The organism is Delftia sp. WSY_22, assembly GCF_043104185.1.
In the GTDB taxonomy this organism is placed as follows: domain Bacteria; phylum Pseudomonadota; class Gammaproteobacteria; order Burkholderiales; family Burkholderiaceae_C; genus Comamonas; species Comamonas tsuruhatensis.
This window is the reverse complement of record NZ_JBICKN010000059.1, coordinates 482,965-506,215: the sequence shown is the minus strand read 5'-3', so window position 1 is coordinate 506,215 and position 23,251 is coordinate 482,965. Positions and strand designations below refer to the sequence as shown.

General features: G+C 66.8%; 23 protein-coding genes. 17 read left to right on the top strand and 6 right to left on the bottom strand.

The genetic code is table 11. The annotated features are described in order from the left end of the window. Window positions 1-7: 7 nt before the first annotated feature. Window positions 8-724: a GntR family transcriptional regulator gene (locus ACF8NF_RS28060; protein WP_026062479.1), complete on the bottom strand. Its 717-nt coding sequence runs from the start codon at window positions 722-724 to the stop codon at window positions 8-10. A 39-nt stretch (window positions 725-763) separates the two neighbouring features. On the opposite strand from ACF8NF_RS28060, the gene ACF8NF_RS28055 reads away from it, so the two are divergent. The 4 genes from ACF8NF_RS28055 to ACF8NF_RS28040 all read left to right on the top strand — a co-directional run bounded on the left by ACF8NF_RS28055 (window position 764) and on the right by ACF8NF_RS28040 (window position 5,466). Then, the gene (locus ACF8NF_RS28055; protein WP_392451676.1) at window positions 764-1,513 is read left to right on the top strand and encodes an enoyl-CoA hydratase/isomerase family protein; all 750 of its coding nucleotides are present in this window, start codon (window positions 764-766) and stop codon (window positions 1,511-1,513) included. Between the two features lie 182 nt (window positions 1,514-1,695). After that, the gene (locus tag ACF8NF_RS28050; protein WP_392451675.1) at window positions 1,696-2,664 is read left to right on the top strand and encodes a Bug family tripartite tricarboxylate transporter substrate binding protein; all 969 of its coding nucleotides are present in this window, start codon (window positions 1,696-1,698) and stop codon (window positions 2,662-2,664) included. A 17-nt stretch (window positions 2,665-2,681) separates the two neighbouring features. After that, on the top strand, window positions 2,682-3,869 hold the full coding sequence (locus ACF8NF_RS28045) for a CaiB/BaiF CoA-transferase family protein (RefSeq protein WP_126311833.1): 1,188 nt from the start codon (window positions 2,682-2,684) through the stop codon (window positions 3,867-3,869). Between the two features lie 43 nt (window positions 3,870-3,912). Then, window positions 3,913-5,466, top strand: a complete 1,554-nt coding sequence (locus ACF8NF_RS28040; protein WP_061287663.1) for a malonyl-CoA synthase — start codon at window positions 3,913-3,915, stop codon at window positions 5,464-5,466. Window positions 5,467-5,574: 108 nt separating this feature from the next. On the opposite strand, the gene ACF8NF_RS28035 is transcribed toward ACF8NF_RS28040, so the two are convergent. After that, window positions 5,575-6,018, bottom strand: a complete 444-nt coding sequence (locus ACF8NF_RS28035) for a universal stress protein (RefSeq protein ID WP_016445196.1) — start codon at window positions 6,016-6,018, stop codon at window positions 5,575-5,577. Window positions 6,019-6,134: 116 nt separating this feature from the next. Between ACF8NF_RS28035 and ACF8NF_RS28030 the strand changes: the two genes are divergently transcribed. The 9 genes from ACF8NF_RS28030 (at window position 6,135) to ACF8NF_RS27990 (ending at window position 14,330) form a co-directional block, all read left to right on the top strand. After that, a complete protein-coding gene (locus ACF8NF_RS28030; protein ID WP_392412315.1) occupies window positions 6,135-8,570 on the top strand; it encodes a heavy metal translocating P-type ATPase in 2,436 nt (811 codons plus the stop codon). 2 nt (window positions 8,571-8,572) lie between these two features. Next, the gene (gene ccoS / locus ACF8NF_RS28025; RefSeq protein ID WP_013803228.1) at window positions 8,573-8,710 is read left to right on the top strand and encodes a cbb3-type cytochrome oxidase assembly protein CcoS; all 138 of its coding nucleotides are present in this window, start codon (window positions 8,573-8,575) and stop codon (window positions 8,708-8,710) included. Window positions 8,711-8,773: 63 nt separating this feature from the next. Then, window positions 8,774-10,210, top strand: coding sequence for a cytochrome-c oxidase, cbb3-type subunit I (ccoN, locus tag ACF8NF_RS28020; protein WP_016445198.1), 1,437 nt, complete (start codon window positions 8,774-8,776; stop codon window positions 10,208-10,210). A 19-nt stretch (window positions 10,211-10,229) separates the two neighbouring features. After that, complete coding sequence (gene ccoO, locus ACF8NF_RS28015; RefSeq protein ID WP_016445199.1) at window positions 10,230-10,862, top strand: cytochrome-c oxidase, cbb3-type subunit II; 633 nt, start codon at window positions 10,230-10,232, stop codon at window positions 10,860-10,862. An 11-nt stretch (window positions 10,863-10,873) separates the two neighbouring features. Beyond that, on the top strand, window positions 10,874-11,011 hold the full coding sequence (locus ACF8NF_RS28010; RefSeq protein WP_016445200.1) for a cbb3-type cytochrome c oxidase subunit 3: 138 nt from the start codon (window positions 10,874-10,876) through the stop codon (window positions 11,009-11,011). A gap of 27 nt (window positions 11,012-11,038) precedes the next feature. Further along, window positions 11,039-11,956 (top strand): cytochrome-c oxidase, cbb3-type subunit III, encoded by a 918-nt coding sequence (ccoP, locus tag ACF8NF_RS28005; RefSeq protein WP_016445201.1) that lies wholly within the window; start codon window positions 11,039-11,041, stop codon window positions 11,954-11,956. A gap of 77 nt (window positions 11,957-12,033) precedes the next feature. Next, entirely contained in the window at window positions 12,034-13,488 is a 1,455-nt protein-coding gene (gene ccoG / locus ACF8NF_RS28000; protein WP_016445202.1) for a cytochrome c oxidase accessory protein CcoG, read from the top strand. A 57-nt stretch (window positions 13,489-13,545) separates the two neighbouring features. Beyond that, entirely contained in the window at window positions 13,546-13,860 is a 315-nt protein-coding gene (locus ACF8NF_RS27995; protein ID WP_016445203.1) for a FixH family protein, read from the top strand. Window positions 13,861-14,042: 182 nt separating this feature from the next. Beyond that, window positions 14,043-14,330, top strand: coding sequence for a hypothetical protein (locus ACF8NF_RS27990; protein ID WP_016445204.1), 288 nt, complete (start codon window positions 14,043-14,045; stop codon window positions 14,328-14,330). Between the two features lie 81 nt (window positions 14,331-14,411). Here the strand turns inward: ACF8NF_RS27990 and fnr are convergent, their stop codons facing one another. Further along, on the bottom strand, window positions 14,412-15,131 hold the full coding sequence (gene fnr / locus ACF8NF_RS27985) for a fumarate/nitrate reduction transcriptional regulator Fnr (protein WP_016445205.1): 720 nt from the start codon (window positions 15,129-15,131) through the stop codon (window positions 14,412-14,414). A 161-nt stretch (window positions 15,132-15,292) separates the two neighbouring features. Here fnr and hemN point away from each other — a divergent pair, with 161 nt between their 5' ends. From hemN to ACF8NF_RS27965, 4 genes are all read left to right on the top strand, one after another. After that, window positions 15,293-16,675, top strand: coding sequence for an oxygen-independent coproporphyrinogen III oxidase (gene hemN / locus ACF8NF_RS27980; RefSeq protein ID WP_026062632.1), 1,383 nt, complete (start codon window positions 15,293-15,295; stop codon window positions 16,673-16,675). Window positions 16,676-16,680: 5 nt separating this feature from the next. Continuing rightward, window positions 16,681-17,406 (top strand): sulfite exporter TauE/SafE family protein, encoded by a 726-nt coding sequence (locus ACF8NF_RS27975; protein WP_126311831.1) that lies wholly within the window; start codon window positions 16,681-16,683, stop codon window positions 17,404-17,406. 173 nt (window positions 17,407-17,579) lie between these two features. Next, window positions 17,580-18,824 carry an HD-GYP domain-containing protein gene (locus ACF8NF_RS27970; protein WP_016445208.1) on the top strand — a complete coding sequence of 415 codons (1,245 nt, stop codon included), beginning with the start codon at window positions 17,580-17,582 and terminating at the stop codon, window positions 18,822-18,824. After that, a complete protein-coding gene (locus ACF8NF_RS27965; protein WP_016445209.1) occupies window positions 18,821-21,307 on the top strand; it encodes a bifunctional diguanylate cyclase/phosphodiesterase in 2,487 nt (828 codons plus the stop codon). Before ACF8NF_RS27970 ends, ACF8NF_RS27965 begins: the two co-directional genes overlap by 4 nt. Here the strand turns inward: ACF8NF_RS27965 and ACF8NF_RS27960 are convergent. From ACF8NF_RS27960 to ACF8NF_RS27950, 3 genes are all read right to left on the bottom strand, one after another. Next, window positions 21,271-22,089, bottom strand: coding sequence for a sulfite exporter TauE/SafE family protein (locus tag ACF8NF_RS27960; protein WP_016445210.1), 819 nt, complete (start codon window positions 22,087-22,089; stop codon window positions 21,271-21,273). The two genes, ACF8NF_RS27965 and ACF8NF_RS27960, sit on opposite strands and share 37 nt — an antisense overlap. Before the next feature lie 391 nt (window positions 22,090-22,480). Continuing rightward, on the bottom strand, window positions 22,481-22,882 hold the full coding sequence (locus tag ACF8NF_RS27955) for a cell division protein ZapA (RefSeq protein ID WP_016445211.1): 402 nt from the start codon (window positions 22,880-22,882) through the stop codon (window positions 22,481-22,483). Window positions 22,883-22,914: 32 nt separating this feature from the next. Further along, complete coding sequence (locus tag ACF8NF_RS27950; RefSeq protein WP_392451674.1) at window positions 22,915-23,124, bottom strand: DUF904 domain-containing protein; 210 nt, start codon at window positions 23,122-23,124, stop codon at window positions 22,915-22,917. Window positions 23,125-23,251: the final 127 nt, after the last annotated feature.

Sequence of the window (23,251 nt, the reverse complement as noted above, 5' to 3'; positions counted from 1 at the left end):
CTTCGGGCTATCTCGGCTTGCGCGGGCGTTCATAGCCTGCGCTTGCGGGCGCGCCCAGCACCATGTCGGTGAAGGCGCTGCCGCCTGCGCAGATGTGCTGGCGCATGGCCTCGGCGGCCAGCTCCGCCTGGCCCGCGCAGATCGCAGACACCACGGCCACGTGCTCCTGCTGCGAGCGCGCCAGGCGGCCCGGCTTCTCGAACATCCGGCCCCGGTAGGGCGTGATGCGCAGCCGCAGCAGCCGGGTCTGTTCCACGATGAAGTCGTTGCCGCTGGCCTCGTATATCAGTTCGTGCAACTGCATGTTGGCCTGCACATAGCCTTGGGCGTCCTGCGCCTGGGCGCAGGCGGCGGTGTGCGCCAGCGCCGCCTGCAGCCGCTCGCGCAGCTGCGCATGGATGCGCGTGGCGGCCAGCCGGGCCAGCACGCCTTCCAGCTCGGCCAGGCCTTCCATCATGGCCACCAGCTCGCGCGCATCCAGGCGCCGCACATAGATGCCCGAGCGCGGAACGATCTCCACCAGCCCCTTGGCCACCAGCAGCAGCAGCGCCTCGCGCACGGGCGTGCGCGAGGCGCCGAAGCGCTCGCACAGGGCCGGCTCGTCGATGGCATCGCCGGGCTGCATGGCGCCTGAGCGCAGCTCGTCTTCCAGCGATTGCCGTATACGCTCCTGCAGGCTGGACGTGGCCGGGGTTTTCTCCAATGGCTGCTTGGCTGGAAGCATTTTCTAATTCAAATATATCTGATTGACTGACTGATACATATGACACCCAGACTCGACATCCAGGATCACCTGGCCACCATCACGCTGCAGCGCCCCGAAGCGGCCAACAAGCTGGCCCCCGAAGACCTGGGCACGCTGGTCGCGCATGTGGAGCTTATCAACCGCCGCGACGATGTGCGCGTGGTGGTGCTGCGCAGCGAGGGCAAGTACTTTTGCAGTGGCTATGATATATCAGAGATCCAAGGCAGCCAGACCGAGGGCAGCAGCTTCGGCGAGATGGTGGACGCCATCGAGCAATGCCGCGCCGTGACCGTGGCCGCCATCCACGGCGGCGTCTACGGCGGTGCCACCGACATGGCCCTGGCCTGCGACTTTCGCGTGGGCAGCACGGCGGCCGAAATGTTCATGCCGGCCGCGCGCCTGGGCCTGCATTTCTACGCGGGCGGGCTGGAGCGCTATGTCTCGCGCCTGGGCCTGGACACGGCCAAGCGGCTCTTCCTGACCTGCGAGCGCATCCAGGCCCCGGAGATGAAGGCCTGCGGATTCCTCACCCATCTGGCCGAACCCGCCGCCTTCGACGCGGCCGTGGCCCAGCTCACCGGCACGCTGGACGCCATGGCGCCCATCCCTTTGTTCGGCATGAAAAAGCACCTGAACCTGATCGCGCGCGGCCACCATGACGTGGCCGAGATCACGCGCGAGGTGCAGCGCAGCATCGCCTCCGAAGACCTGCAGGAGGGCGGCCGGGCCTGGCGCGAGAAACGCAGCCCGGAGTTCAAGGGGCGCTGAGCAGCATCCTCCCGCATACACGCAGATTGCCCGTGGTGCTGCCTACCGCCCACAGCCCACGGAACCGGCGCGGCCCAACTCGGGGACACCGAGGAAGGGCCGCTCCCGCACCGAGGGTGTCGTCCCCCTTTGGGGGAAGGCGCGCAGCGACTCAGGGGGTATCAATAAACAGGAGACAAGCCATGTTCAAGCGTTTTGCACTGTCGTTGCTGCTGGCCGGATTGGCCGGTGGCGCGATGGCCCAGTCCTATCCCGCCCGGCCCGTCACGCTGGTCGTGGGATTTCCGCCCGGCGGCGGTGCCGACGCGGTGGCGCGCATCGTGGCCGACAAGGTCGGCAAGATCCTGGGCCAGCCCCTGCTGGTGGACAACCGCCCGGGCGCCGGCACCACGCTGGCGTCCGAGCATGTGGCGCGTGCAGCGCCCGACGGCTACACGCTGCTGCTGGGCAGCGCCAACATCTATGGCTCGGACCAGCTGCTCTACAAGAGCGCTCGCTATGAGGGCGCGCGCAATTTCACGGGCATCACGCGCTGGAGTTCGGCCCCCATGCTGCTGGCCGTGCGCAAGGATTTTCCGGGCCAGAGCGTGGGCGATCTGGTGGCGCTGGCGCGCAGCCAGCCCGACAAGCTCAGCTATTCCTCCTCGGGCGCAGGCGTGATCACGCACCTGGCCACGCTGTCGTTTGCGGGCGCCAGCGGCGGCCTGCGCATGCTGCATGTGCCGTTCAAGGGCGGGGCGCCATCGATACAGGCCGTGGCCGCTGGCGATGTGGACCTGACCTTCGGCACGCCGCCCTCCGTGCTGCCGCTGGCCCAGGCGGGCAAGCTGCGAATGCTGGCCGTGAGCACGGCCGAGCGCTCGCCGCTTTTCCCCGAGCTGCCGGGCATGAAGGAGTCCGGCGTGCCGGGCTTTGACTACACGTTCTGGTTCGGCCTGTTCGCCCCGGCGGGTCTGCCCGAGGACGTGGCGAAGAAGCTGTTCGATGCCAGCACCAAGGCGCTGGAAGACCCCGATGTGAAGGCCAGGCTGGCCAAGCAGGGCAATCTGGCCGCGCCCTCGGCATCCCTTGAGGAATTCCGTACCTGGGCCCTGAAGGAAGGTCAGGAATCGAAGGCCCTGACCCAGCGTTCCGGAGCCGGATTGCAGTGAATATGAATGATCAAGCCATGAATGAACAAGCCACGGGCCTGCCGCTGCAAGGCCTTACCGTCATCGACCTCACGCGCGTGCTGGCCGGTCCCATGTGCACGCAGATGCTGGCCGACCTGGGCGCGCGCGTGATCAAGGTGGAGCAGCCCGGCACGGGCGACGATGCGCGCGGCATCGGGCCGTTCGTGGACGGGGGCTCGGCCTATTTCCTCTCGGTCAATCGCAACAAGGAGTCGATTGCGCTGGACCTCAAGCAGCCCCAGGACCGCGAGGTCTTCGAGCGCCTGCTGCAAGGCGCCGATGTGCTGGTCGAGAACTTTCGCCCCGGCACCATGGACAAGCTCGGCTATGGCTGGGAGACCCTGCATGCACGCCATCCCCGGCTGGTGATGACCTCGGTCTCTGGCTTTGGCCAGACGGGGCCCTACAGCGGCTTTCCCGCCTACGACATGGTGGTGCAGGCCATGAGCGGCATGATGAGCGTGACCGGCCACCCGGACGCCGGGCCCTGCCGCGTGGGCGTGTCCATCGGCGACCTGGGCGCGGGCCTGTACGCGGTCATCGGCACACAGGCGGCCTTGATGCGCCGCTCGCGCACGGGGCAGGGCGAGCGCGTCGATGTCTCCATGCTCGACTGCCAGGTGGCCTTGCTGGAAAACCCCGTGGCCCGCCTGGGCGCGCTGGGCAGCGTGCCGGGGCCTATCGGCACGCGGCATCCCTCCATGGCGCCCTTCGATGTGTTCGCGGCGCAGGACGGCTGGTTCGTCATCGCCGTGGGCAGCGATGCGCTGTTTCGCAAGCTCTGCGGCCTGCTGCAATTGCCCGAACTGGCCGAGGACGCGCGCTTTGCCGGCAATGCCCTGCGCTGCGAGCACCAGGCCGAGCTCAAGGCCGCGCTGCAGGCGCGCCTGCGGGACAGTCCCAGGGCGCATTGGCTGGGGTTGCTCACTGATAATGGCATCCCGGCGGGGGAGTACAACAGCGTGGCCGACATCGTCGAGCACCCCCAGGTGCGCGAGCGCGGCATGCTGGCCCAGGTGCAGACCCCCAGCGGCCAGACGCTGCGCGTGGCGGGCAATCCCTTGCAGGCCTCGCTCGGCCAGCCCCTGGTGCGCAGGCAGCCGCCCGCGCTGGACGCGGACCGCGAGCGCATCCTGCGCGAGCTGTCCGTGGCGCCGCCTTCGCCAATCCATGAACGTGCCTGAGATTTCCCGGTCCCCAGCGGATTCTTCCTTCTTCTTCACAGCCATGACCAACCGCAATCTGTTCGCTGCCTTGCGCGCCGCCTTTCCCCAGGATCTGCAAAAGTGGGCCGTAGAGGCCATAGGCGCTGACGGCGCCAGCCTGTTCTACAGCTGGGCCGACCTGGACCGTGGCAGCGCGCGCATGGCCAACCTGCTGCAGTCGCTGCAGCTGCCGCCCGCCAGCCGCATCGCCGTGCAAGTGGACAAATCGGTGGAAGCGCTGATGCTCTACCTGGCCACGCTGCGCAGCGGCCATGTCTTTCTGCCGCTGAACACCGCCTACCAGGCCGCCGAGATCGAGTACTTCGTGGGCAATGCCGAGCCCGCCGTCGTGGTCTGCACGCCGGCCAATTTCGGCTGGGTGTCCAAGATCGCCTTCACCTCGGGCGTGGCCCATGTCTACACCCTGGGCGACGACCGCAGCGGCACGCTGCTGGAGCGCGCCGCCCACCATGGCGACGAGCAAGAGGTGGTGGAGCGCGGCGAGGACGACCTGGCCGCCATCCTCTACACCAGCGGCACCACGGGCCGCAGCAAGGGGGCGATGCTCACGCACGGCAACATGCTGTCCAACGCCGAGACGCTCAAGGACTACTGGGGCTGGCAGGACGGCGACGTGCTCATCCACGCGCTGCCCATCTTCCATGTGCACGGCCTGTTCGTGGCCATCCATGGTGCGCTGCTCAACGGCAGTCCCATGATCTGGCTGGCCAGGTTCGAACCCGGCACGGTGATCTCGCGCATGCGTGACGCCACCGTCTTCATGGGCGTGCCCACGCTCTACGTGCGCATGCTGGCCGATGCGCGGCTCACGCGCGAGGCGGCGGCCCACATGCGGCTGTTCATCTCGGGCTCGGCACCCATGCTGGTGGAGACGCACCGCGACTGGCAGGAGCGCACCGGCCACGTCATCCTGGAGCGCTACGGCATGAGCGAGACCATCATGCTGACCTCCAACCCCTACCGTGCCGATGACCGCAACGGCGGCCAGTCCGAGCGCCGCGCCGGCACCGTGGGCTTTGCGCTGCCCGGCGTGGGCGTGCGCATCGTGGACGACGCAGGCCAGCCCGTGGCCGTGGGCGAGATCGGCAACATCCAGGTGCGCGGCCCCAATGTGTTCAAGGGCTACTGGCGCATGCCCGAGAAGACGGCCGAGGAGTTCACGGCCGATGGCTGGTTCCGCACGGGCGACGTGGGCAAGCTCGACGAGCGGGGCTATGTCAGCATCGTGGGCCGCAGCAAGGACCTGATCATCTCGGGCGGCTACAACGTCTATCCGGCCGAGATCGAAGGCTTCATCAACGAGCTGCCCGGCGTGGCCGAAAGCGCCCTGGTCGGCGTGCCGCACCCCGACTTCGGCGAGGTGGGCGTGGTGGTGGTGGTGCCGCGTCCCGGCGCTTCGCTCGAGCCCCAGGCGGTGGTCGATGCGCTCAAGGGCCAGCTGGCCAATTTCAAGATTCCCAAGCGCTGCTTCGTGGTGCAGGAGCTGCCGCGCAACACCATGGGCAAGGTGCAGAAGAATCTCCTGCGCGACCAGCACAAGCAGTTGTTCGCCTGAGTGGTCGCCAAGGCGCGGGTCGCGCCCTGGCCTGATTGAAAAAGCAAAAGGCATCGGCGCCGCCGATGCCTTTTTTTGTGCAGCGAAAGCCGAAGCTGCCGCTACCCTTCAGCGCAGTACCAGCACGGGAATGTGGGTGTGCGTGAGCACGTGCTGCGTCTCGCTGCCCAGCAGCAGGCGCTGCAGGCCCTTGCGGCCGTGCGAGGCCATGACGATGAGGTCGCAGTCGCGGCGCTTGGCCACGTCGATCACGCTTTCGGCCACCAGGTCGGACTTGACGATCTCCGTGGTCACGTGGACCTTGAGCGCCTGGCCCTTGGCGTGGATGGCATCCAGCACGGTCTGCGCGTTGGCCGTCCACTGGCCTTCGATGCGTTCGATCTGCTTGAGATCCACGGTTTCGCCGCCTTCGAAGTAGCTGCGCGGATAGTGCTGGACCACCTTGACGACGATCACGCTGGCGCCGCACAAGGCGGCAAGGCCCAGGCCGCTGTCCACGGCCTTGTCGGAAAGCTCGGAACCGTCGGTGGCGATCAGGATGCGGTTGTACATGCGTGCTCCTTTCGTGTGTGCTGATGGGTGGGACGAAGTCAGCATAGACCCAACCATGAGTTAACGGTTGATTAATGTCAATACGCTTATCATGCCCCCCGATTACGCTAAGAACCATGCCCCACACCATTGCAGCCCCATCCAGCGAGGCGGCGGTGGCGGCGCCTGATTCAGGTCTCTCGCCCTCGCAGCAGGCCACGGCCCGGCTGCTGGATGATCCGCAGGAGTGGAGTTCGTTCGGACGGCCCGCAGGCCCCGCAACTCCCGCCGACCCTTCCAAAGAACCCACCGATTTCCCTGCCTGGGATTCGCACGTCGTTCTGGAGGGCATGCACTGTGCCGCATGCGCGCTGACCATCGAGGATGCGCTGCGGGCCGTGCCCGGGGTGGAGAAGGCCGAAGTCAGCGCAGCCACCCGCCGCGCGCGAGTCACCTGGCGCCACGAGCAGGTGCTTCCATCCCAGTGGATGGAGGCCGTGCGGCGCGCCGGCTACCAGGCGCTTCCTGCGCGCGATGCCTTTGCGCGCGAGCGCCGCCAGGCCGAAAGCCGCCGTGCGCTGTGGCGCTGGCTGGTGGCCGGCTTTTGCATGATGCAGGTGATGATGTATGCGTGGCCCGCCTACGTGGCCCGCCCCGGCGACCTGTCGCAGGAGATGGAGACGCTGCTGCGCTGGGCCTCCTGGGTCATCTCGCTGCCCGTGGTGCTGTTTTGCTGCGGCCCCTTCTTCTCCAGCGCGCTGCGCGACATACGCCAGCGCCGCGTGAGCATGGACCTGCCCGTGGCGCTGGGCATGCTGATCACCTTCGTGATCAGCTCGCTGGGCACCTTCGATCCTTCGGGGCCCTTCGGCGAGGAAGTCTTCTACGACTCGCTGACCATGTTCGTCTTCTTCCTGCTGTCCGGCCGCTGGCTGGAGCTGCGGCTGCGCGACCGCACGGCCGGCGCGCTGGAAGCCGTGATGAACCGCCTGCCCGATGCCGTGCTGCGCGAGAACGCGGCCGGCCACTTCGAGCGCGTGGCCACGCGCCGCCTGCGTGCCGGCGACCTGGTGCGCGTGCTCAGCGGCGAGGCCTTCCCGGCCGACGGCACCATCGTGCGCGGCCGCACCCATGCCGACGAGGCCCTGCTCACGGGCGAGTCCACGCCCGTGCTGCGTGCCGAGGGCGACAGCGTCACGGCCGGCAGCTACAACCTGGACGCCGTGGTCGATGTGCGCGTGGACGGCGTGGGGGCCGACACGCGCTTTGCCCAGATCGTGGGCCTGATGGAAAGCGCCTCGCTGCAAAAGCCGCGCCTGGCCCAGCTGGCCGACAAGGTGGCGCGGCCCTTCCTGGTCGTGGTGCTGCTGGCCGCGCTGGGCGCTGCCATCTGGTGGTGGCCCACCGATCCCGGCAAGGCCATGATGGTGGCCGTGGCCGTGCTCATCGTCACCTGCCCCTGCGCGCTGTCGCTGGCCACGCCCGTGGCCATGCTCACGGCCGCCGGCACGCTGGCGCGCAGCGGCGTGCTGGTGCGCAACCTGCAGGGCCTGGAAGCGCTGGCCGCCGTGGACACCCTGGTGTTCGACAAGACCGGCACGCTCACACGCGACGGCCTGGCGCTGTCCTCGTTCGAGCCTGCGCGCGGCGAGGATGCCGACGAGGTGCTGGCGCTGGCGGCGCTGCTGGCGCGCCAGTCCATGCACCCGGCCTCGCGCGCCATCGCGCAGGCTGGCGCCCATGCCGCGACGCACTGGAAGCTGGACACCATGCAGGAAGTGGCAGGCCTGGGCCTGGACGCCTGGGTGCAGGGCCCGGGCGAACGCCGCCATCTGCGCCTGGGATCGGCCCTGCATGCGGGCGTGGCGGGCGAGCAGCCCGTGCAGGGCGTGTTGCTGGCCGAGCAGACCGAACAGGGCTGGCATACGCTGGCGCGTTTTGTACTCAGCGAGGACGTGCGGCCCGAGGCCGCCGCCGTCGTGCAGGCGCTCGGGAAGCAGGGCATCGCCGTGATGCTGCTGTCCGGCGACCGCGAGGACGCCGCACGCGCCATGGCGGCGCGCGTGGGCATCACCCAGGCCCACGGCGGCTGCAGCCCGCAGGACAAGCTGGAGCGGCTGCAGCAGGCGCAGGCAGCCGGCCACCATGTGGCCATGGTGGGCGACGGCCTCAACGACGGCCCAGTTTTAGCTGGAGCGCATGTCTCTTTTGCTTTTGGTAGAGCAGTGCCGCTGGCACAATCGCGCGCAGATTTCGTTGTTCTGGGCGACAGCCTGGAACTGGTGCTCCAGGCATGTCTGTTGTCGCGCCGCACACTGCAGGTGGTGCGCCAGAACATGGCCTGGGCTGCCGCTTACAACGCGGTGTCGATTCCACTGGCCCTGGCGGGCTTCATGCCTGCCTGGGTGGCCGGCCTGGGAATGGCACTGAGTTCGCTGCTGGTGGTGCTCAACGCCGCGCGCCTTGCGCGCAGCCTTCCACTGGCCTTGACGAATCACACGGGCACGCCTGCTGCGCCCGCAGCGTCCGTCACCATGCCGACGGGCTCCACCGCAACGGTGGGGAGGTTCTGACTATGGACATTCTCTATTTACTGATCCCGCTGTCGGTGGTGCTTGTGCTCGCCATCCTCGCGGCCCTGTGGTGGGCCGTCTATCGCGGGCAATTCGAGAGCGTGGAACAAGAGGGCGAACGCATTCTTCGGGACGATTGACGTGGGTCAACACGCCCGACAGCGAAGAAAGTAACACTTTGATAGCAATCTAAGGGGTGCACGATGGATAGTTCAAATAACAACGCTGTCTATTACGACGATACCGTCGTAAGGCAGTTCTCTATCATGGCCGTCGTCTGGGGAGTGGTGGGCATGGCTGTCGGGGTGTTGATCGCCTCGCAGCTGGCCTGGCCGGAACTCAACTTCGGCATTCCATGGCTGAGCTACGGACGCCTGCGTCCGCTGCACACGAACGCCGTGATCTTTGCCTTTGGCGGATCGGCGCTGTTCGCAACCAGCTACTACGTGGTGCAGCGCACCTGCCAGACGCGGCTGTTCATGCCCAAGCTGGCCAGCCTGACCTTCTGGGGCTGGCAGATCGTCATTCTCGCCGCCGCGATCAGCCTGCCGCTGGGCTACACCCAGGGCAAGGAGTACGCCGAGCTGGAGTGGCCGATCGACCTGCTGATCGCCGTGACCTGGGTCTCGTATGCCATCGTGTTCTTCGGAACCATCGGCATCCGCAAGGTCCGTCACATCTATGTGGCCAACTGGTTCTTCGGCGCCTTCATCATCGCCGTGGCGCTGCTGCACATCGTCAACAGCGCGGCCATTCCGGCCGGCTGGATGAAGAGCTACTCCGCCTACGCCGGCGTGCAGGACGCCATGGTGCAGTGGTGGTACGGCCATAACGCCGTGGGCTTCTTCCTGACCGCAGGCTTCCTGGGCATGATGTATTACTTCATTCCCAAGCAGGCTGGCCGTCCGGTCTACAGCTACCGCCTGTCCATCGTCCACTTCTGGGCGCTGATCTTCACCTACATGTGGGCGGGTCCTCACCACCTGCACTACACCGCGCTGCCCGACTGGACGCAGTCCGTGGGCATGGTGTTCTCGCTGATCCTGCTGGCTCCCAGCTGGGGCGGCATGATCAACGGCGTGATGACGCTGTCGGGCGCATGGCACAAGCTGCGCGACGATCCCATCCTGCGCTTCCTGATCGTGTCGCTGTCGTTCTACGGCATGTCCACGTTCGAGGGTCCGATGATGTCCATCAAGACCGTCAACGCGCTGTCGCACTACACGGACTGGACCGTGGGCCACGTTCACTCGGGCGCCCTCGGATGGGTGGGCCTGATCACCATGGGCTCGCTGTACTACCTGATCCCGCGCCTGTTCGGCAAGACCAAGATGCACTCGGTGGGCGCCATCGAACTGCACTTCTGGATGGCCACCATCGGCATCGTGCTGTACATCGCCGCGATGTGGATCGCCGGTGTGATGCAGGGCCTGATGTGGCGCGCCGTCAATCCCGATGGCACGCTGACCTACACCTTCGTCGAAAGCGTCAAGGCCAGCTATCCGTTCTACGTGATCCGCGTGGCCGGTGGCCTGCTGTACCTGGGCGGCATGCTGGTCATGCTGTGGAACACCTGGAAGACCGCGATCTCCGGCCGTTCCGTGAAGGTGGCCGTGCCTGCCGTCGTGGCCCACGCCTGAGCGTCTAGGAGCATTACTCATGTCCGATCACAACCATAGCGCTCCCAAGAGCTTTTCCCACGAGAAGGTGGAAACCAACAATTTCCTGCTGATCGTGCTGACCCTGCTGGTGGTCGCCGTCGGCGGCCTGGTGGAAATCGTTCCGCTGTTCTTCCAGAAGTCGACCACGGAAGCGGTGGCGGGCCTCAAGCCCTACACGCCGCTGCAGCTGATGGGCCGCGACGTCTATCTGCGCGAGGGCTGCTACAACTGCCACTCGCAGATGATCCGCCCCTTCCGCGCCGAGACCATGCGCTACGGCCACTACTCGGTGGCGGGCGAGTTCGTCTACGACCACCCCTTCCAGTGGGGTTCCAAGCGCACGGGTCCCGACCTGCACCGCGTGGGCGGCAAGTACAGCGACGAATGGCACCGCATCCACCTGAACAACCCGCGCGACGTGGTGCCCGAGTCCAACATGCCTGCCTACTCCTGGCTGGAGAAGAACAAGGTGGATGACACCGTGGTCGCCCAGCACATGAGCGCGCTGCGCAAGGTGGGCGTGCCCTACAGCGACGAGGAAATCAGCGGCGCCGCCGAGCAGGTCAAGGGCAAGACGGAAATGGACGCCGTCATCGCCTACCTGCAGGTGCTGGGCCGTTCGGTCAAGTAAAGGAGAGCGACATGGACATCACCACCATGCGCATCGTGGCCACGCTGGCCTCTCTGGCCTGCTTCATCGGTATCTGGTGGTGGGCGTTCGCCCGCCGCAACCAGGCCCGTTTCGAAGAGGCCGCCCAGCTGCCGTTCGAGCAAGACTGAGTCCCTCCACCAGAACGAGAACTTCCCATGAGCGATTTCGTAAACAACTTCTGGTCGATCTATGTCACGGCGATCACGCTGGGCGGCATCATCGGCTGCCTGCTGCTGCTGTATCTCACCGCACGCAAGAAGGTGGTCCCCTCGGCCGACAACACCACGGGCCACGTCTGGGACGAGGACCTGCGCGAGCTGAACAACCCCATGCCCAAGTGGTGGATGTGGCTGTTCATCATCACCTCGGTGTTCGGCTTCGCCTACCTGGCGGCCTATCCGGGCCTGGGCTCGTTCGCGGGCAAGCTGGGCTGGACGCAGCTGGGCGCCTATGAAAACGAGATGGCCAAGGCCCGCGCGGACCTGGAGCCGCTGTACGCCAAGTTCACGAGCATGAGCACCGAAGACATGGCCAAGGACCCCCAGGCCATGGCCATCGGCGAGCGCCTGTTCATGAACAACTGCGCGCAGTGCCACGGCTCGGATGCACGCGGCGGCAAGAGCTTCCCCAACCTGACCGATGGCGACTGGCTGCATGGCGGCACGCCCGACAAGATCAGGGAAACCATCACGGCGGGCCGCATCGGCATCATGCCGCCCATGGCCGCTGCCGTCGGCACGCCCGACGATGTGCGCAACCTCTCGCACTATGTGCTGAGCCTGTCGGGCAGCCCGCACGACTCGCTCAAGGCTTCGCTGGGCAAGTCCAAGTTCACGGCCTGCGCCGCCTGCCATGGCATGGACGGCAAGGGCAACCAGGCCCTGGGCGCGCCCAACCTGACCGATGACATCTGGCTGCACGGCTGGGGCGAGGCCGCCATCACGGCCATGATCAACAACGGCAAGCACAACGAGATGCCTGCCCAGAAGGACAAGCTGACCGAGGCGCAGATCGCGGTGCTTGCCTCCTATGTCTGGGGCATGTCGCACAAAGACGGCGCAGTCCGTCAATAAGGACAGGGGGCGGCGCTGCGGCGCCGCCTTTTTGCCTTTTGAGTTTTCAGATATTCCAAAAAACCAAGGAACCCACCATGAAGCCCGAGAACGGGGATGATGCCGGGAAGCCTCCCCGCAAAGTCATTCCGATCACGCCTGCCGACCCGGACCCGGGCCAGCTGGTGTCGATGTTCGAGTCCGAGAAGAAGGTCTACCCGCGCTCCATCAGCGGTGTCTTCGCACGCTGGCGATGGGCTCTGGTGTTTCTCACCCAACTGGTTTTCTATGGCCTGCCCTGGCTGGAATGGGGGCAGCGCCAGATGGTGCTGTTCGACCTGGGTGCGCGGCGCTTTTACCTGTTCGGGCTGGTGCTGTACCCGCAGGATTTCATCTACCTGGCGGGCCTGCTGATCATCTCGGCGCTGGCGCTGTTCCTGTTCACGGCCGTGGCCGGTCGCCTGTGGTGCGGCTTTTCCTGCCCGCAGACGGTCTACACCGAAATCTTCATGTGGGTGGAGCGCAAGGTCGAGGGCGACCGCAGCGCGCGCATGCGCCTGGACAAGAACGGCTGGACTTTTGAAAAGCTCTGGAAGAAGTCGCTCAAGCAGTTGCTGTGGATTGCCATTGCCCTGTGGACCGGCTTCACCTTCGTGGGCTACTTCGTGCCCATCCGCGAGCTGGGCGGCGAGCTGCTGGCGCTGCAGGGCAGCTGGCAGGTCTTCTGGGTGCTGTTCTACGGCTTCGCCACCTATGGCAACGCCGGCTACATGCGCGAGCAGGTCTGCAAGTACATGTGCCCCTATGCGCGCTTTCAGAGCGCCATGTTCGACCGCGACACCATGATCGTCAGCTACGACACGGGCCGGGGCGAGCCGCGCGCGCCGCGCACCAAGAAGGTGGACTACAAGGCCCAGGGCCTGGGCGACTGCATCGACTGCAAGATGTGCGTGCAGGTCTGCCCCGTGGGCATCGACATCCGCAACGGCCTGCAGTACGAATGCATAGGCTGCGGTCTGTGCATAGACGCCTGCAATTCCATCATGGACAAGATGGAGTATCCGCGCGGCCTCATCCGGCTGACCACGCAGAACGCCATGGCCGGCCTGTGGCGGCGGGCCCAGGTGCTGCGCCGCATCTTCCGTCCGCGCGTACTGGTCTACTCGGCCGTGCTGATCGGCCTGAGCATGGCCATGATCGTGAGCCTGGCGCTGCGCCAGTCGGTCAAGGTCGACGTGATACGCGACCGGGCATCGCTGTCGCGCATCGTCGCGGGCGGCAAGCTGGAAAATGTCTACCGCCTGCAGATCATGAATGCCACCGAGCAGGCCCAGCGCTACCGCATCAGCGCCCATGGCCTCGACGGGCTGGAGCTGGCGTCCGAGCAGGAGGTCGAGGTCGGCCCGGCCGAGACGCGCGGCATTGCGGCGCGGCTGCAGATTCCCTACGGTTCCGCCGAGCCGGGCTCGCACACCGTATTCTTCGATATCGATGCCGTGCATTCAGGCGCGGGACGCGCGTCCGAAAAGGCCGTCTTCCTGGTGCCCCGGTGATATGTCTGGCCGGCGCCGCCCAGGCTGCGCCGGCTGTTTGAAAGAAAGAGGTTATCCATGTCTTCCAGTCCCGCAGTCTCCGCGCCCGCCACGGCCCCTTCGCATCCGGACGCCGGCAAGCCCTGGTGGAAGTTCGCCCATGTCTGGCTCGTGGTGGCCGGCCCGGCCGCCGTCGTGGTGGCCGGCGTGGTCACGGCCGTCATTGCGATCAATGGCGCCGATCCCGTGATCGATCCTGACTATTACCGAAATGGCATCACCATCAACGAGCGTGCCGATGGCGTGCGCGAAGTGCCCAAGAGCCTGGCGCCCGCGGTCACCGGCCGCAACCACGCGGCCACGCCCGCGCAGGACCATCCCACGGACCGCTGAACGCAGGAAAATGCCGTGCACAAGGCCGCAGTCGCGGCCTTTTTTGCATGGTGGATGGCATCTCCAGCATGCGCGAGGGCCAAGGGTTTCCTACAGGCAGTGCAGGGTGCGCAGGGCTTGGCACGGTGCGCGGGCGGCGCGCACAATGAAAGCCACCCCTCGACAGCTCAAGGAGATCGCTGATGTTGGCCCAACGCTGGATGTGGATTGCCTGGCCGGCCTTTCTGGCCGCCGCCGTGATGGAGATGCTGGTATTCGCCTTCGTGGACCCGCTGGAGCTGCACTGGCTCGGCGACCTGGGCTGGTCGCGGCAGGGAATCTACACCCTGGCCTTCTTCGCCTTCTGGGGCGTGACCATGCTGTCCAGCCTCATGACCACCATGCTGGGACGCTCCACGCACGATCTCAACGACGGCGTGGTCTCCGAGCCGGACCCAAATCTGGCCATGCAGGGCCTGGGGCGCGATTGAACCTGCGTGCACTGCAATGGCAATGAACAAGGCCCGCGATCGCGGGCCTTGTTCATTGCCGGGGGGCGGGGCCTTGCGGCCTCACTGGCACTGCTGGCTGTTGACGATGCGCTTGAGCGCGTCCGTGTCCAGGATGCGCAGATGGCGCTGGCGCACCTCGATGATGTTTTCCTCGGCAAACTTCGAGAAGGTGCGGCTCACCGTCTCCAGCTTCAGGCCCAGGTAGCTGCCGATTTCCTCGCGCGTCATGCGCAGCACCAGTTCCGACTTGGAAAAGCCCCGGGCGTGCAGGCGCTGCACCAGGTTGAGCACGAAGGCGGCCAGGCGCTCCTCGGCACGCATGCTGCCCAGCAGCAGCATCACGCCATGCTCGCGCACGATCTCGCGGCTCATGACCTTGTGCACATGGTTTTGCAGGGCCGTGACCTCGCGCGACAGGTCCTCCAGCTTGTCGAAGGGCATGACGCAGACCTCGGCGTCTTCCAGCGCGACCGCATCGCAGGTGTGGTGGTCGTTGACGATGCCATCCAGGCCGATGATCTCGCCGGCCATCTGAAAGCCCGTGACCTGGTCGCGCCCGTCCTCGGTGGCCACGCAGGTCTTGAAGAAGCCCGTGCGGATGGCGTACAGCGAGGTGAAGGACTCACCGTTGCGAAACAGCAGGCCGCCGCGCTTGACCTTGCGGCGCGTGGCCACGATGTCGTCGATGCGCTGCATCTGCTCGGCATCCAGGCCCATGGGCATGCACAGCTCGCGCAGGTTGCAATTGGAACAGGATGCTTTGATGGTCTGAAGGTTCATGGAGTAAACATCAGCGGCGCAGCAGTGCGCCGGCGGTGACCTCGTGGATGGCGATGAGTTGGATCAAATTGTCGCAGCACTGCCGCGAACAACTCTTGATATGAGTCAAGGACGCGGCCAATGGGCTGCGGCACAGTGGACGACATTAGAGGAAAAAACCCATGACCGCTGTCACCCCAGAGCTGCTGCGTCGCTTCGACGTACCGGGGCCCCGATACACCTCGTTCCCCACGGCCGATCGTTTCGTGGAGGCTTTCGGTGCTGAAGACTATATCCTGGCACTTGAGCACCGCAAATCGAGTACCGCAGCGCGGGCCATGCCTTTGTCGCTGTATGTGCATGTGCCGTTCTGCGAGTCGCTGTGCTACTACTGCGCCTGCAACAAGATCGTGACGCGCCACCACGATCGCGCTGCCGTCTACCTGGACTACCTGGCGCGCGAGATGGCCTTGCACACGGCCCATTGCGGCAAGGGCCAGGCCGTCAGCCAGTTGCACCTGGGCGGCGGCACGCCCACCTTCTTCTCGGACGATGAGCTGCGCACGCTGATGGCCCTGCTGCGCGAGCATTTCAAGCTGGAGCCGGGCGGCGAATACTCCATCGAGGTCGATCCGCGCACCGTCAGCGTCGAACGCCTGGCCGTGCTCAAGGAGCTGGGCTTCAACCGCCTGAGCTTCGGCGTGCAGGACTTCGACGAACAGGTGCAGATCGCCGTGCACCGCGTGCAGCCGGCCGAGCAGGTGTTCGCGCTGGTAGCGGCCGCACGGCAGCTGGGCTTTGCCTCCATCAACGTGGACCTGATCTACGGCCTGCCCAAGCAGACGCCCGAGTCCTTCGAGCGCACGCTGGCCCAGGTCAATGCGCTGCGGCCCGACCGCATCGCGCTCTATGCCTATGCCCACCTGCCCGAGCGCTTCAAGCCGCAGCGGCGCATCGCGGCCGAGGACCTGCCCCAGGGCGCCGACAAGCTGGCCATGCTCTCGCGCTCCATCGCGGCCTTCATGGAGGGCGGCTATGTCTACGTGGGCATGGACCACTTCGCCTTGCCCGAGGACGCGCTGGCCGTGGCCAAGCGCCAGGGCCGGCTGCATCGCAACTTCCAGGGCTACAGCACCCAGCCCGACTGCGACCTGATTGCGCTGGGCGTGTCGGCCATCGGCAAGGTGGGGGCCAGCTACAGCCAGAACGCCAAGACGCTGGAGGAGTACTACGACGCCATCGACGCCGGCCACCTGCCCGTGGTGCGCGGCCTGGCACTGTCGCGCGATGATCTGGTGCGGCGCGCCGTCATCATGGCCATCATGTGCCAGGGCGCCGTGCTGTTCGAGCCCATGGAGCAGGCCTGGCTGCTGGGCTTTCGCGAGTACTTCGCCCCCGAGCTGGCGGCGCTTCAGGACCTGCAGGCCAAGGGGCTGGTGCAGATCAGCGACGAGGGATTCCAGGTCACGCCCATGGGCTGGTACTTCGTGCGTGGCGTGGCCATGCTGTTTGACCGATATCTGCAGGCCGACAAGAACCGGGCGCGGTTTTCGAGGATCATCTAGGCCCCATGCTGTTGTCGCTGCTCTGGACCGCTTTGATCATGGGGCTCGTCGGCGGGCCCCATTGCCTTGCCATGTGCGCCGCGCCCTGCGGCGTGGTCACGGGCGGGGCGGGGCAGGGCACGGTACAGGGTGGGGAGCAGGTGGTCGCCGTCCATGGACTGCAAAGCCGGCTGTGGCTGCGCACGGCGCTGTTCCATGGCGGGCGGCTGGCCGGCTATGCCAGCCTGGGCGCCGCCTCGGCGCTGGCCATGGAAAGCCTGTCCTGGCTCACCAGCCAGACCACGGCGCTGCAGCCGTTCTGGACGCTGACCCATGTCGCCGTGATGGCCTGGGGCCTGGCCATGATGGTGCAGGCCCGCCAGCCCGCCTGGCTGGAGTCTGCGGGCCGCGCCGCCTGGCGGCGCGTGCAGCCCTGGGTGTCCGCCCCTGGCGGCACGCTGGCGGCGGGCTATGCCTGGGCGCTCATGCCCTGCGGACTGCTGTATTCGGCCGTGCTGGTCGCCGCGCTCAGCGGTGGCCCCTTGCAGGGCGCATCGGCCATGGCGGCCTTTGGCGTGGGCAGCGGGCTGTGGCTGGTGGCCGGCCCCTGGCTGTGGCGGCTGGGCCGCCAGCGCCTGAACGGCCTGCGTGCCGAATGGGGCACGCGGCTGGCCGGCCTGATGCTGGTGGGCGTAGCCGTGTGGGCGCTGTGGATGGACCTGATCTACAAGCCCAGTCTCTGGTGCCGATGAACAACAGCGGGGGACAGACTTGGTCCTGAGGGTCGCGGATTGCCTGCAAGGCCCTCAGAACTGGAGATAATGCCCGAATCATCGGCTTACATTTGCCGATTCCTTCAGCCTCGGGGCCGTTGCCGCGCGTGAACCATTCCGTCCTCATCGATATCCGAGACCTCCGTCCGGGCATGTTTGTCCAGCTCGATGTTGGATGGCTGAACCATCCCTTTCCGGTCAGCAGCTTCAAGATCACCTCCAGCGCACAGATCCAGACCCTGAAATCCCTGGGCCTGGAGGCGGTGCGCTGCGTTCCGCACAAAAGCGACGCCTGGCCGGCCGAGGTGCGCACTCCTCCGCCGCAGCCGCTGCCCGCTGTGGCGGCCGCTGCAGCCGAGCCCGCCGAGGAACCTGCACCCGCAGCGCCGCTGCTGCTGTCCGTGCCCAACTGGCGTGGCCGGCTGGAGGACTGCAATGCGCGCTTTCAGAAGGTGGAGCGTGGCTATGTGGCCATCGAAACCACCCTTGCCAGCGCGCCCGAGCAGGCGCGCATGCCCACCGAAGCCCTGGTCGACGGCTGCCTGGCCGAACTGGCCGGCCCGCAGGACGTGGCGATTCACCTCCTGTCCGATGGCGTGGGCAGCAACCAGAGCGTGCATGCCGTCAACGTGACCGTGCTCGGCCTGCTGCTGGGCCGGGCCCTGGGCCTGGAGGCTGCGCTGCTGCGCGACCTGGGCCTGGCGGCGCTGCTGCACGATGCCGGCAAGCCGGTGGCCGGCGCCGAGGGCATGCACGGCCTGGCCCTGGAGTCTTCCGTGCCCGACGCGCTGCGCGACCGCTACGAGCGCCATGTGGGTGAATCGGTGGCCATCGCCATGCGCATGGGCCTGTCGGCCCAGGTCACCACCGCCATCGCACAGCACCATGAATGGGCCGACGGCACGGGATTCCCGCTGAGCCTGGTGGCCGAGGACATGGAGCTCACGGGCCAGATCCTGGCCCTGGTCAACACCTATGACCGCCTGTGCAATCCCGGCGATGCGCAGACGCCGCACACGCCGCACGAGGCGCTGTCCATGCTGTTCAGCCGGCTGCGCGACAAGTTCGCCGCGCCCGTGCTCAATGGCTTCATCCGCATGATGGGCGTGTTCCCGCCGGGCTCGGTGGTGGAGCTGACCGATGGGCGCCATGCCATGGTCATGTCCGTCAATGCATCGCGGCCGCTCAAGCCTTCGGTGATGGTCCATGACGCCAGCGTGCCGGCCGCCCAGGCGCCCGTGCTGGCGCTGGAGCTGTTTCCCGCGCTGGGCATACGCCGGGGCGTGGCTCCTGCGCAGTTGCCGCGCGACGCGCTGGACTATCTGTCGCCGCGCCGGCGTGTCTGCTATTACTTTGAACGGGCGGTGGAATTGGATCCGCCGAAGGTGGCGTCTTGAACAAGCAAGCGCTCAACCGCGCCTGGCCCCGCCTGCTCGATGCACTGCAGGAGGCGCTGTGGCTGATCGATGCCCGCAGCCTGAAGGTGCTGCGCGCCAACGCCGCCAGCGAATCCGTCACCGGCTATGAGACCGATGCCGCCGTGGGACTGCCCGTGCAGGTGCTGGCCGCCACGCCGCAGCAGCAGGCGTTCTGGAGCGACCCTTTCAACTGGCAGGCCGGCGCCCAGTTCATTTCCGAGGTGCGCCGTGCCGACGGCCAGCTGGCGCCCGTGGAGATGCGCGTGCGCGCGCTCGACGGCGAGGTGCTCCTGGTCAGCATGCTGGACCGGCGCGAGCAGGCGCTGCACGAGGCCGAATTCGAAAGCCTGCTGGGCGAGTTGCGCGCCACGCTGGAGTCGGCCGCCGACGCCATCCTGGTGTGCGATCCCGATGGCCGCATCCGCGCCTTCAACCACCGATTCGCCACGCTCTGGGGCATTCCCGAGGCGTTGCTGGTGCGCCGCAACGACGCGGCCATCCTCGATCACCTGGCCGGCCAGGTGCGCGATGCCGAGTCCTACGCGCAGCAGTTGAAGCTGCTGTCGGCCCAGCCCCTGATGGAAGCGTCCGACGTACTGGACCTGCGCGACGGCCGCATTCTGGAGCGCCGCGCCGTGCCCCAGCTGCGCCGGGGCCTGCCCATGGGGCGCATTTTCTCCTTCCGCGACATCACGGCCGAGGCCCAGACCCAGGCGGGCCTGGAGCTGGCTGCGCGGGTCTTCGAGTCCAGCCTGGACGGCATCTTCATCGCCGATGACCACATGGACGTGGCACGCACCAACCCGGCCTGCGAACGCTTGCTGGGCGGCATGCCCGTGCAGGGCCGCACGGTGGAATCGCTGTTCGAAGCCACCGAAGACCCATCCGACACGCTGGGCGACCTGGCCCGCATACAGTGGCATCAAGGCGGCTTCTGGGAGGGCGACCTGTGGCTGCGCCAGGCCGGCGGTGCGCGCTGCGCCGTGCGCCTGTCCTGGGTGCCGCTGCGCAATGCGCAGGGCGACGTGGTGCAGAGCATCGGCTTCATGCGCGACCTCACCCAGCAGCGCGTGGCACAGCAGCGCATCGAACAGCTGGCCTACAGCGACGCGCTCACCGGCCTGCCCAACCGGCTCAATCTCACGGAGCGCGTGGATGCGGCCATCGAGGCCGCACGCGCAGGCGGCACGGTGTTCAGCATCCTGTTCATCGACCTGGACCGCTTCAAGATCATCAACGACTCGCTGGGCCACCAGTTCGGCGACCGAGTGCTCAAGCTGGTCGCACAGCGCCTGAGCGACTGCATGCGGCCGGTAGACATCCTGTGCCGCCTGGGCGGCGACGAGTTCGTGCTCTACCTGCACGGCTGCAACGCCGAGCTGGCTGCCGCGGTGGCCAGGCGCATCCTGCAGGAGATGGAGCGACCCTTCCTGCTCGACGGCCTGGGTTTTTCCGTGCAGTGCAGCATCGGCGTGGCCCAGTACCCGGCCGACGGCCTCACGCTGGACGAGCTGATCCGCCAGGCCGACACGGCCATGTACCGCGTCAAGGAGCGGGGCCGGGGCCATTTCAGCTTCTACCAGCCGCAAATGAGCGCGGGCCTGCTGTCGCGCATGAAGCTGGAGCATGCCATGCGCCAGGCGCTGGAGCATGGCCGCATGGCCGTGTACTTCCAGCCCCAGGTGCACATCGACAGCGACCGCATCGTCGCGGCCGAGGCGCTGCTGCGCTGGACCGACCCCGAATTCGGCGTGGTCTCGCCCGGTGTCTTCATTCCGCTTGCCGAGGAGTCGGGCTACATCGTCACGCTGGGCGCCTGGGTCATGGAGCAGGCGGTGCAGGAGGCTGCGCGCTGGCAGAAGCAGGGCATGCCGATCAAGGTGTCGGTCAATGTCTCGGCGCTGGAATTTCGCCAGTCGGGCTTTGTCGAGCGCGTGACCGAGCTGCTGCGCCGCTATGGCCTGGAGCCCCATCTGCTGGAGCTGGAGCTGACCGAAAGCATCCTGCTGCAAGATGCACAGGACATGGCGCTGCGCGTATGCCAGATCGCCGATCTGGGCGTGGGCATGGTCATCGACGACTTCGGCACCGGCTACTCCAACCTGGCCTATCTGAAGAAGCTGCCCATCTCCAAGATCAAGATCGACCAGAGCTTCGTGCGCGGCCTGCCCAGCGACGAGGGCGACCAGGCCATCGTCGGCGCCATCATCAGCCTGGGGCTGGCGCTGGGCGTGGAGATCGTGGCCGAGGGCGTGGAAACGCACGAGCAGCTGACGGCCATCCACCGCATGCAGGGCCACTACTTCCAGGGCTTTCTGTGCGCGCCGGGCCTGCCGCGCGAGCAATTCGGCGAATGCCTGCAAGCCCAGCGCGCCGGCATTGGCGCCATCGCCTACCGGCAGAGAATGGCCCAGGTGGCAAGCGCTCAGCTGCCCGCGCTCAAGCCTTTCCAGAGCATGTAGGCCGCCAGGCCGAACAGCAGCGTGGCGAAGATCCGCTTGAGCTGGGCCACGGGCAGCCGGTGCGCGGCCCGCGCGCCCAGCGGTGCGGTCAGCACGCTGCAGCAGGCCAGTGCCAGCAGGGCCGGCAGCCACAGGTAGCCCAGCGAGTATTCGGGGCGCCCCGCGTCACCCGCGCCGGTGAAGATCAGGCCCGCCGCATTCACCACGGCAATCGGAAACCCCAGCGCCGCGCTGGTGCCCACGGCCATGTGCATGGGCACCGAGCAGCGCATCATGAAGGGTACGCTGATGAAGGCCCCGCCTGCTCCCACCAGCCCCGAGATGAAACCCAGGCCCGTACCCGCACCGTACAGCCCCAGCGGCCCCGGCAGGGCGCGCGTGGCCGTGGGCTGGCTGTTGCTGCGCAGCATGCGCAGCGCCATGTAGCCGATGAACACGCCAAAGAACAGCGCCAGGTACTTGCCACGCAGCAGTGCGAAGACTCCCAGGCTGGCCAGCAGCCCGCCCGTGATGATGCCCGGCGCCAGGCTGCGCACGATGTCCCAGCGTACGGCGCCGCGACCGTGGTGGGCGCGCAGGCTGGAGATCGAGGTGAACACGATGGTGGCCATGGCCGTGGCGATCGCCATCTTCACGGACAGGTCCGGGCCGACCCCGCGCTTGTCGAGAAAGTAGGTCAGAAACGGCACAAGCACCATGCCGCCGCCCACTCCCAGCAGGCCGGCCAGGAAACCGGAGCACAGGCCCAGCAGGGCCAGTTCGAGAAACAGCAGATCAGGCATGCGGCGGCAGATCGGTAGTGGAGGGGCGGGCAACAAAAAACCCGGCGCACCGTGGAGGTGCGCCGGGTTGGAATCAGGTGTCTGCAAAGACCACCGGGCCGTCATCCTGAACCGGGGTTCAGGGGGGCAAGGGCAGCCAGACGTTGGGTTCATCTGACGCGAGACGATCACGCTCGAATGGCAATGTACCAAGCCCGGGCTCATAGAGCATTGGTCCAAGGAACTATAAAGCCCGGCGGGTTTGCAGACGCCTCCATTCTAAGGCCGTTGATCAGGCCCGCGATCAAGTTCTTTGAACGGCATGGGCTTTTCATTGACATGGGCGATGCAATGAAAACAGCCTCCGAAGAGGCTGTCGTGCGGGGCAAGGAAAGGCAACGGCGGCCCAGGCTCAGATCAGCCGCGCATCGCCCTCCAGGGCCTGGTCCAGGCGCAGCACCAGTTGCTCGGCAAGGGCCTGCTGGCGCGCACGCTCGGCCAGTTCCTCGGGGCTGGGCTCGGGCGGCTGGGATGGGGCGTTGTGCTGGGAAGCGGCCTCGTCATGCAGGGACTGCATCTCGGCCTGGGCCGTGGCCATGGCGCTTTCCTGGGCTTCGCGGTCCAGCACGTCGAAGGCCATGTTCAGCGCGGACAGCACGGCCACGCGCTCGCGGGAGCGGACCTTGCCGCTGTCGCGGATGCGGGTCATGGCCGTGTCCACACGGCGCACGGCTTCGAGCAGACGCTCTTCCTGGCCATCGGGGCAGGTCAGCACATAGCTTTGCTGCAGGATTTGCACTTCGATCTGCTTCATGGGCGTTCGGGGCGTCGGCGGTTGCGAAGGGGTCAGGCCCCCTGGTTGGAGGGCAGGCGCTCGATCAGGGCATCGACGCGGGCCCGGGCGGCGTTGAGCCGCGAGCGCAGCGAATCACGCTCCTGGGTCAGGGCCGCCACCTGCTCGGCGAGCAGCGCATTGGTGCGTTGCAGTTCCTCGTGGCGAACCAGCAGGCGCTCCACGCGCTCTGCAATGTGGTCGAGGGAAGTCTGGGGGGTCATAGACACTGAGATTGTAGGACGTGCGAACGAAGTGAGCACATTCCGTGGAAGTATCCGAGGAAACCTGGTAACAGGCAGGCGTACACGGCTTGACGTCAGCGCCTTGCTCGGGTATTGGAGAGCGAGC

Excerpts from the sequence above, each read along its gene's own strand:
- ACF8NF_RS27950 (WP_392451674.1), bottom strand. The coding sequence starts at position 23,124 with ATGACCCCCCAGACTTCCCTCGACCACATTGCAGAGCGCGTGGAGCGC.
- ACF8NF_RS28060 (WP_026062479.1), bottom strand. The coding sequence starts at position 724 with ATGCTTCCAGCCAAGCAGCCATTGGAGAAAACCCCGGCCACGTCCAGC.
- ACF8NF_RS28055 (WP_392451676.1), top strand. The coding sequence starts at position 764 with ATGACACCCAGACTCGACATCCAGGATCACCTGGCCACCATCACGCTG.
- hemN (WP_026062632.1), top strand. The coding sequence starts at position 15,293 with ATGACCGCTGTCACCCCAGAGCTGCTGCGTCGCTTCGACGTACCGGGG.
- ccoO (WP_016445199.1), top strand. The coding sequence starts at position 10,230 with ATGTCCGATCACAACCATAGCGCTCCCAAGAGCTTTTCCCACGAGAAG.
- ccoS (WP_013803228.1), top strand. The coding sequence starts at position 8,573 with ATGGACATTCTCTATTTACTGATCCCGCTGTCGGTGGTGCTTGTGCTC.
- ACF8NF_RS28035 (WP_016445196.1), bottom strand. The coding sequence starts at position 6,018 with ATGTACAACCGCATCCTGATCGCCACCGACGGTTCCGAGCTTTCCGAC.
- ACF8NF_RS27990 (WP_016445204.1), top strand. The coding sequence starts at position 14,043 with ATGTTGGCCCAACGCTGGATGTGGATTGCCTGGCCGGCCTTTCTGGCC.
- fnr (WP_016445205.1), bottom strand. The coding sequence starts at position 15,131 with ATGAACCTTCAGACCATCAAAGCATCCTGTTCCAATTGCAACCTGCGC.
- ACF8NF_RS27960 (WP_016445210.1), bottom strand. The coding sequence starts at position 22,089 with ATGCCTGATCTGCTGTTTCTCGAACTGGCCCTGCTGGGCCTGTGCTCC.
- ACF8NF_RS28030 (WP_392412315.1), top strand. The coding sequence starts at position 6,135 with ATGCCCCACACCATTGCAGCCCCATCCAGCGAGGCGGCGGTGGCGGCG.
- ACF8NF_RS27970 (WP_016445208.1), top strand. The coding sequence starts at position 17,580 with ATGTTTGTCCAGCTCGATGTTGGATGGCTGAACCATCCCTTTCCGGTC.
- ccoP (WP_016445201.1), top strand. The coding sequence starts at position 11,039 with ATGAGCGATTTCGTAAACAACTTCTGGTCGATCTATGTCACGGCGATC.
- ACF8NF_RS28010 (WP_016445200.1), top strand. The coding sequence starts at position 10,874 with ATGGACATCACCACCATGCGCATCGTGGCCACGCTGGCCTCTCTGGCC.
- ACF8NF_RS27995 (WP_016445203.1), top strand. The coding sequence starts at position 13,546 with ATGTCTTCCAGTCCCGCAGTCTCCGCGCCCGCCACGGCCCCTTCGCAT.
- ACF8NF_RS27955 (WP_016445211.1), bottom strand. The coding sequence starts at position 22,882 with ATGAAGCAGATCGAAGTGCAAATCCTGCAGCAAAGCTATGTGCTGACC.
- ACF8NF_RS28040 (WP_061287663.1), top strand. The coding sequence starts at position 3,913 with ATGACCAACCGCAATCTGTTCGCTGCCTTGCGCGCCGCCTTTCCCCAG.
- ccoG (WP_016445202.1), top strand. The coding sequence starts at position 12,034 with ATGAAGCCCGAGAACGGGGATGATGCCGGGAAGCCTCCCCGCAAAGTC.
- ACF8NF_RS28050 (WP_392451675.1), top strand. The coding sequence starts at position 1,696 with ATGTTCAAGCGTTTTGCACTGTCGTTGCTGCTGGCCGGATTGGCCGGT.
- ccoN (WP_016445198.1), top strand. The coding sequence starts at position 8,774 with ATGGATAGTTCAAATAACAACGCTGTCTATTACGACGATACCGTCGTA.
- ACF8NF_RS27975 (WP_126311831.1), top strand. The coding sequence starts at position 16,681 with ATGCTGTTGTCGCTGCTCTGGACCGCTTTGATCATGGGGCTCGTCGGC.
- ACF8NF_RS28045 (WP_126311833.1), top strand. The coding sequence starts at position 2,682 with ATGAATGAACAAGCCACGGGCCTGCCGCTGCAAGGCCTTACCGTCATC.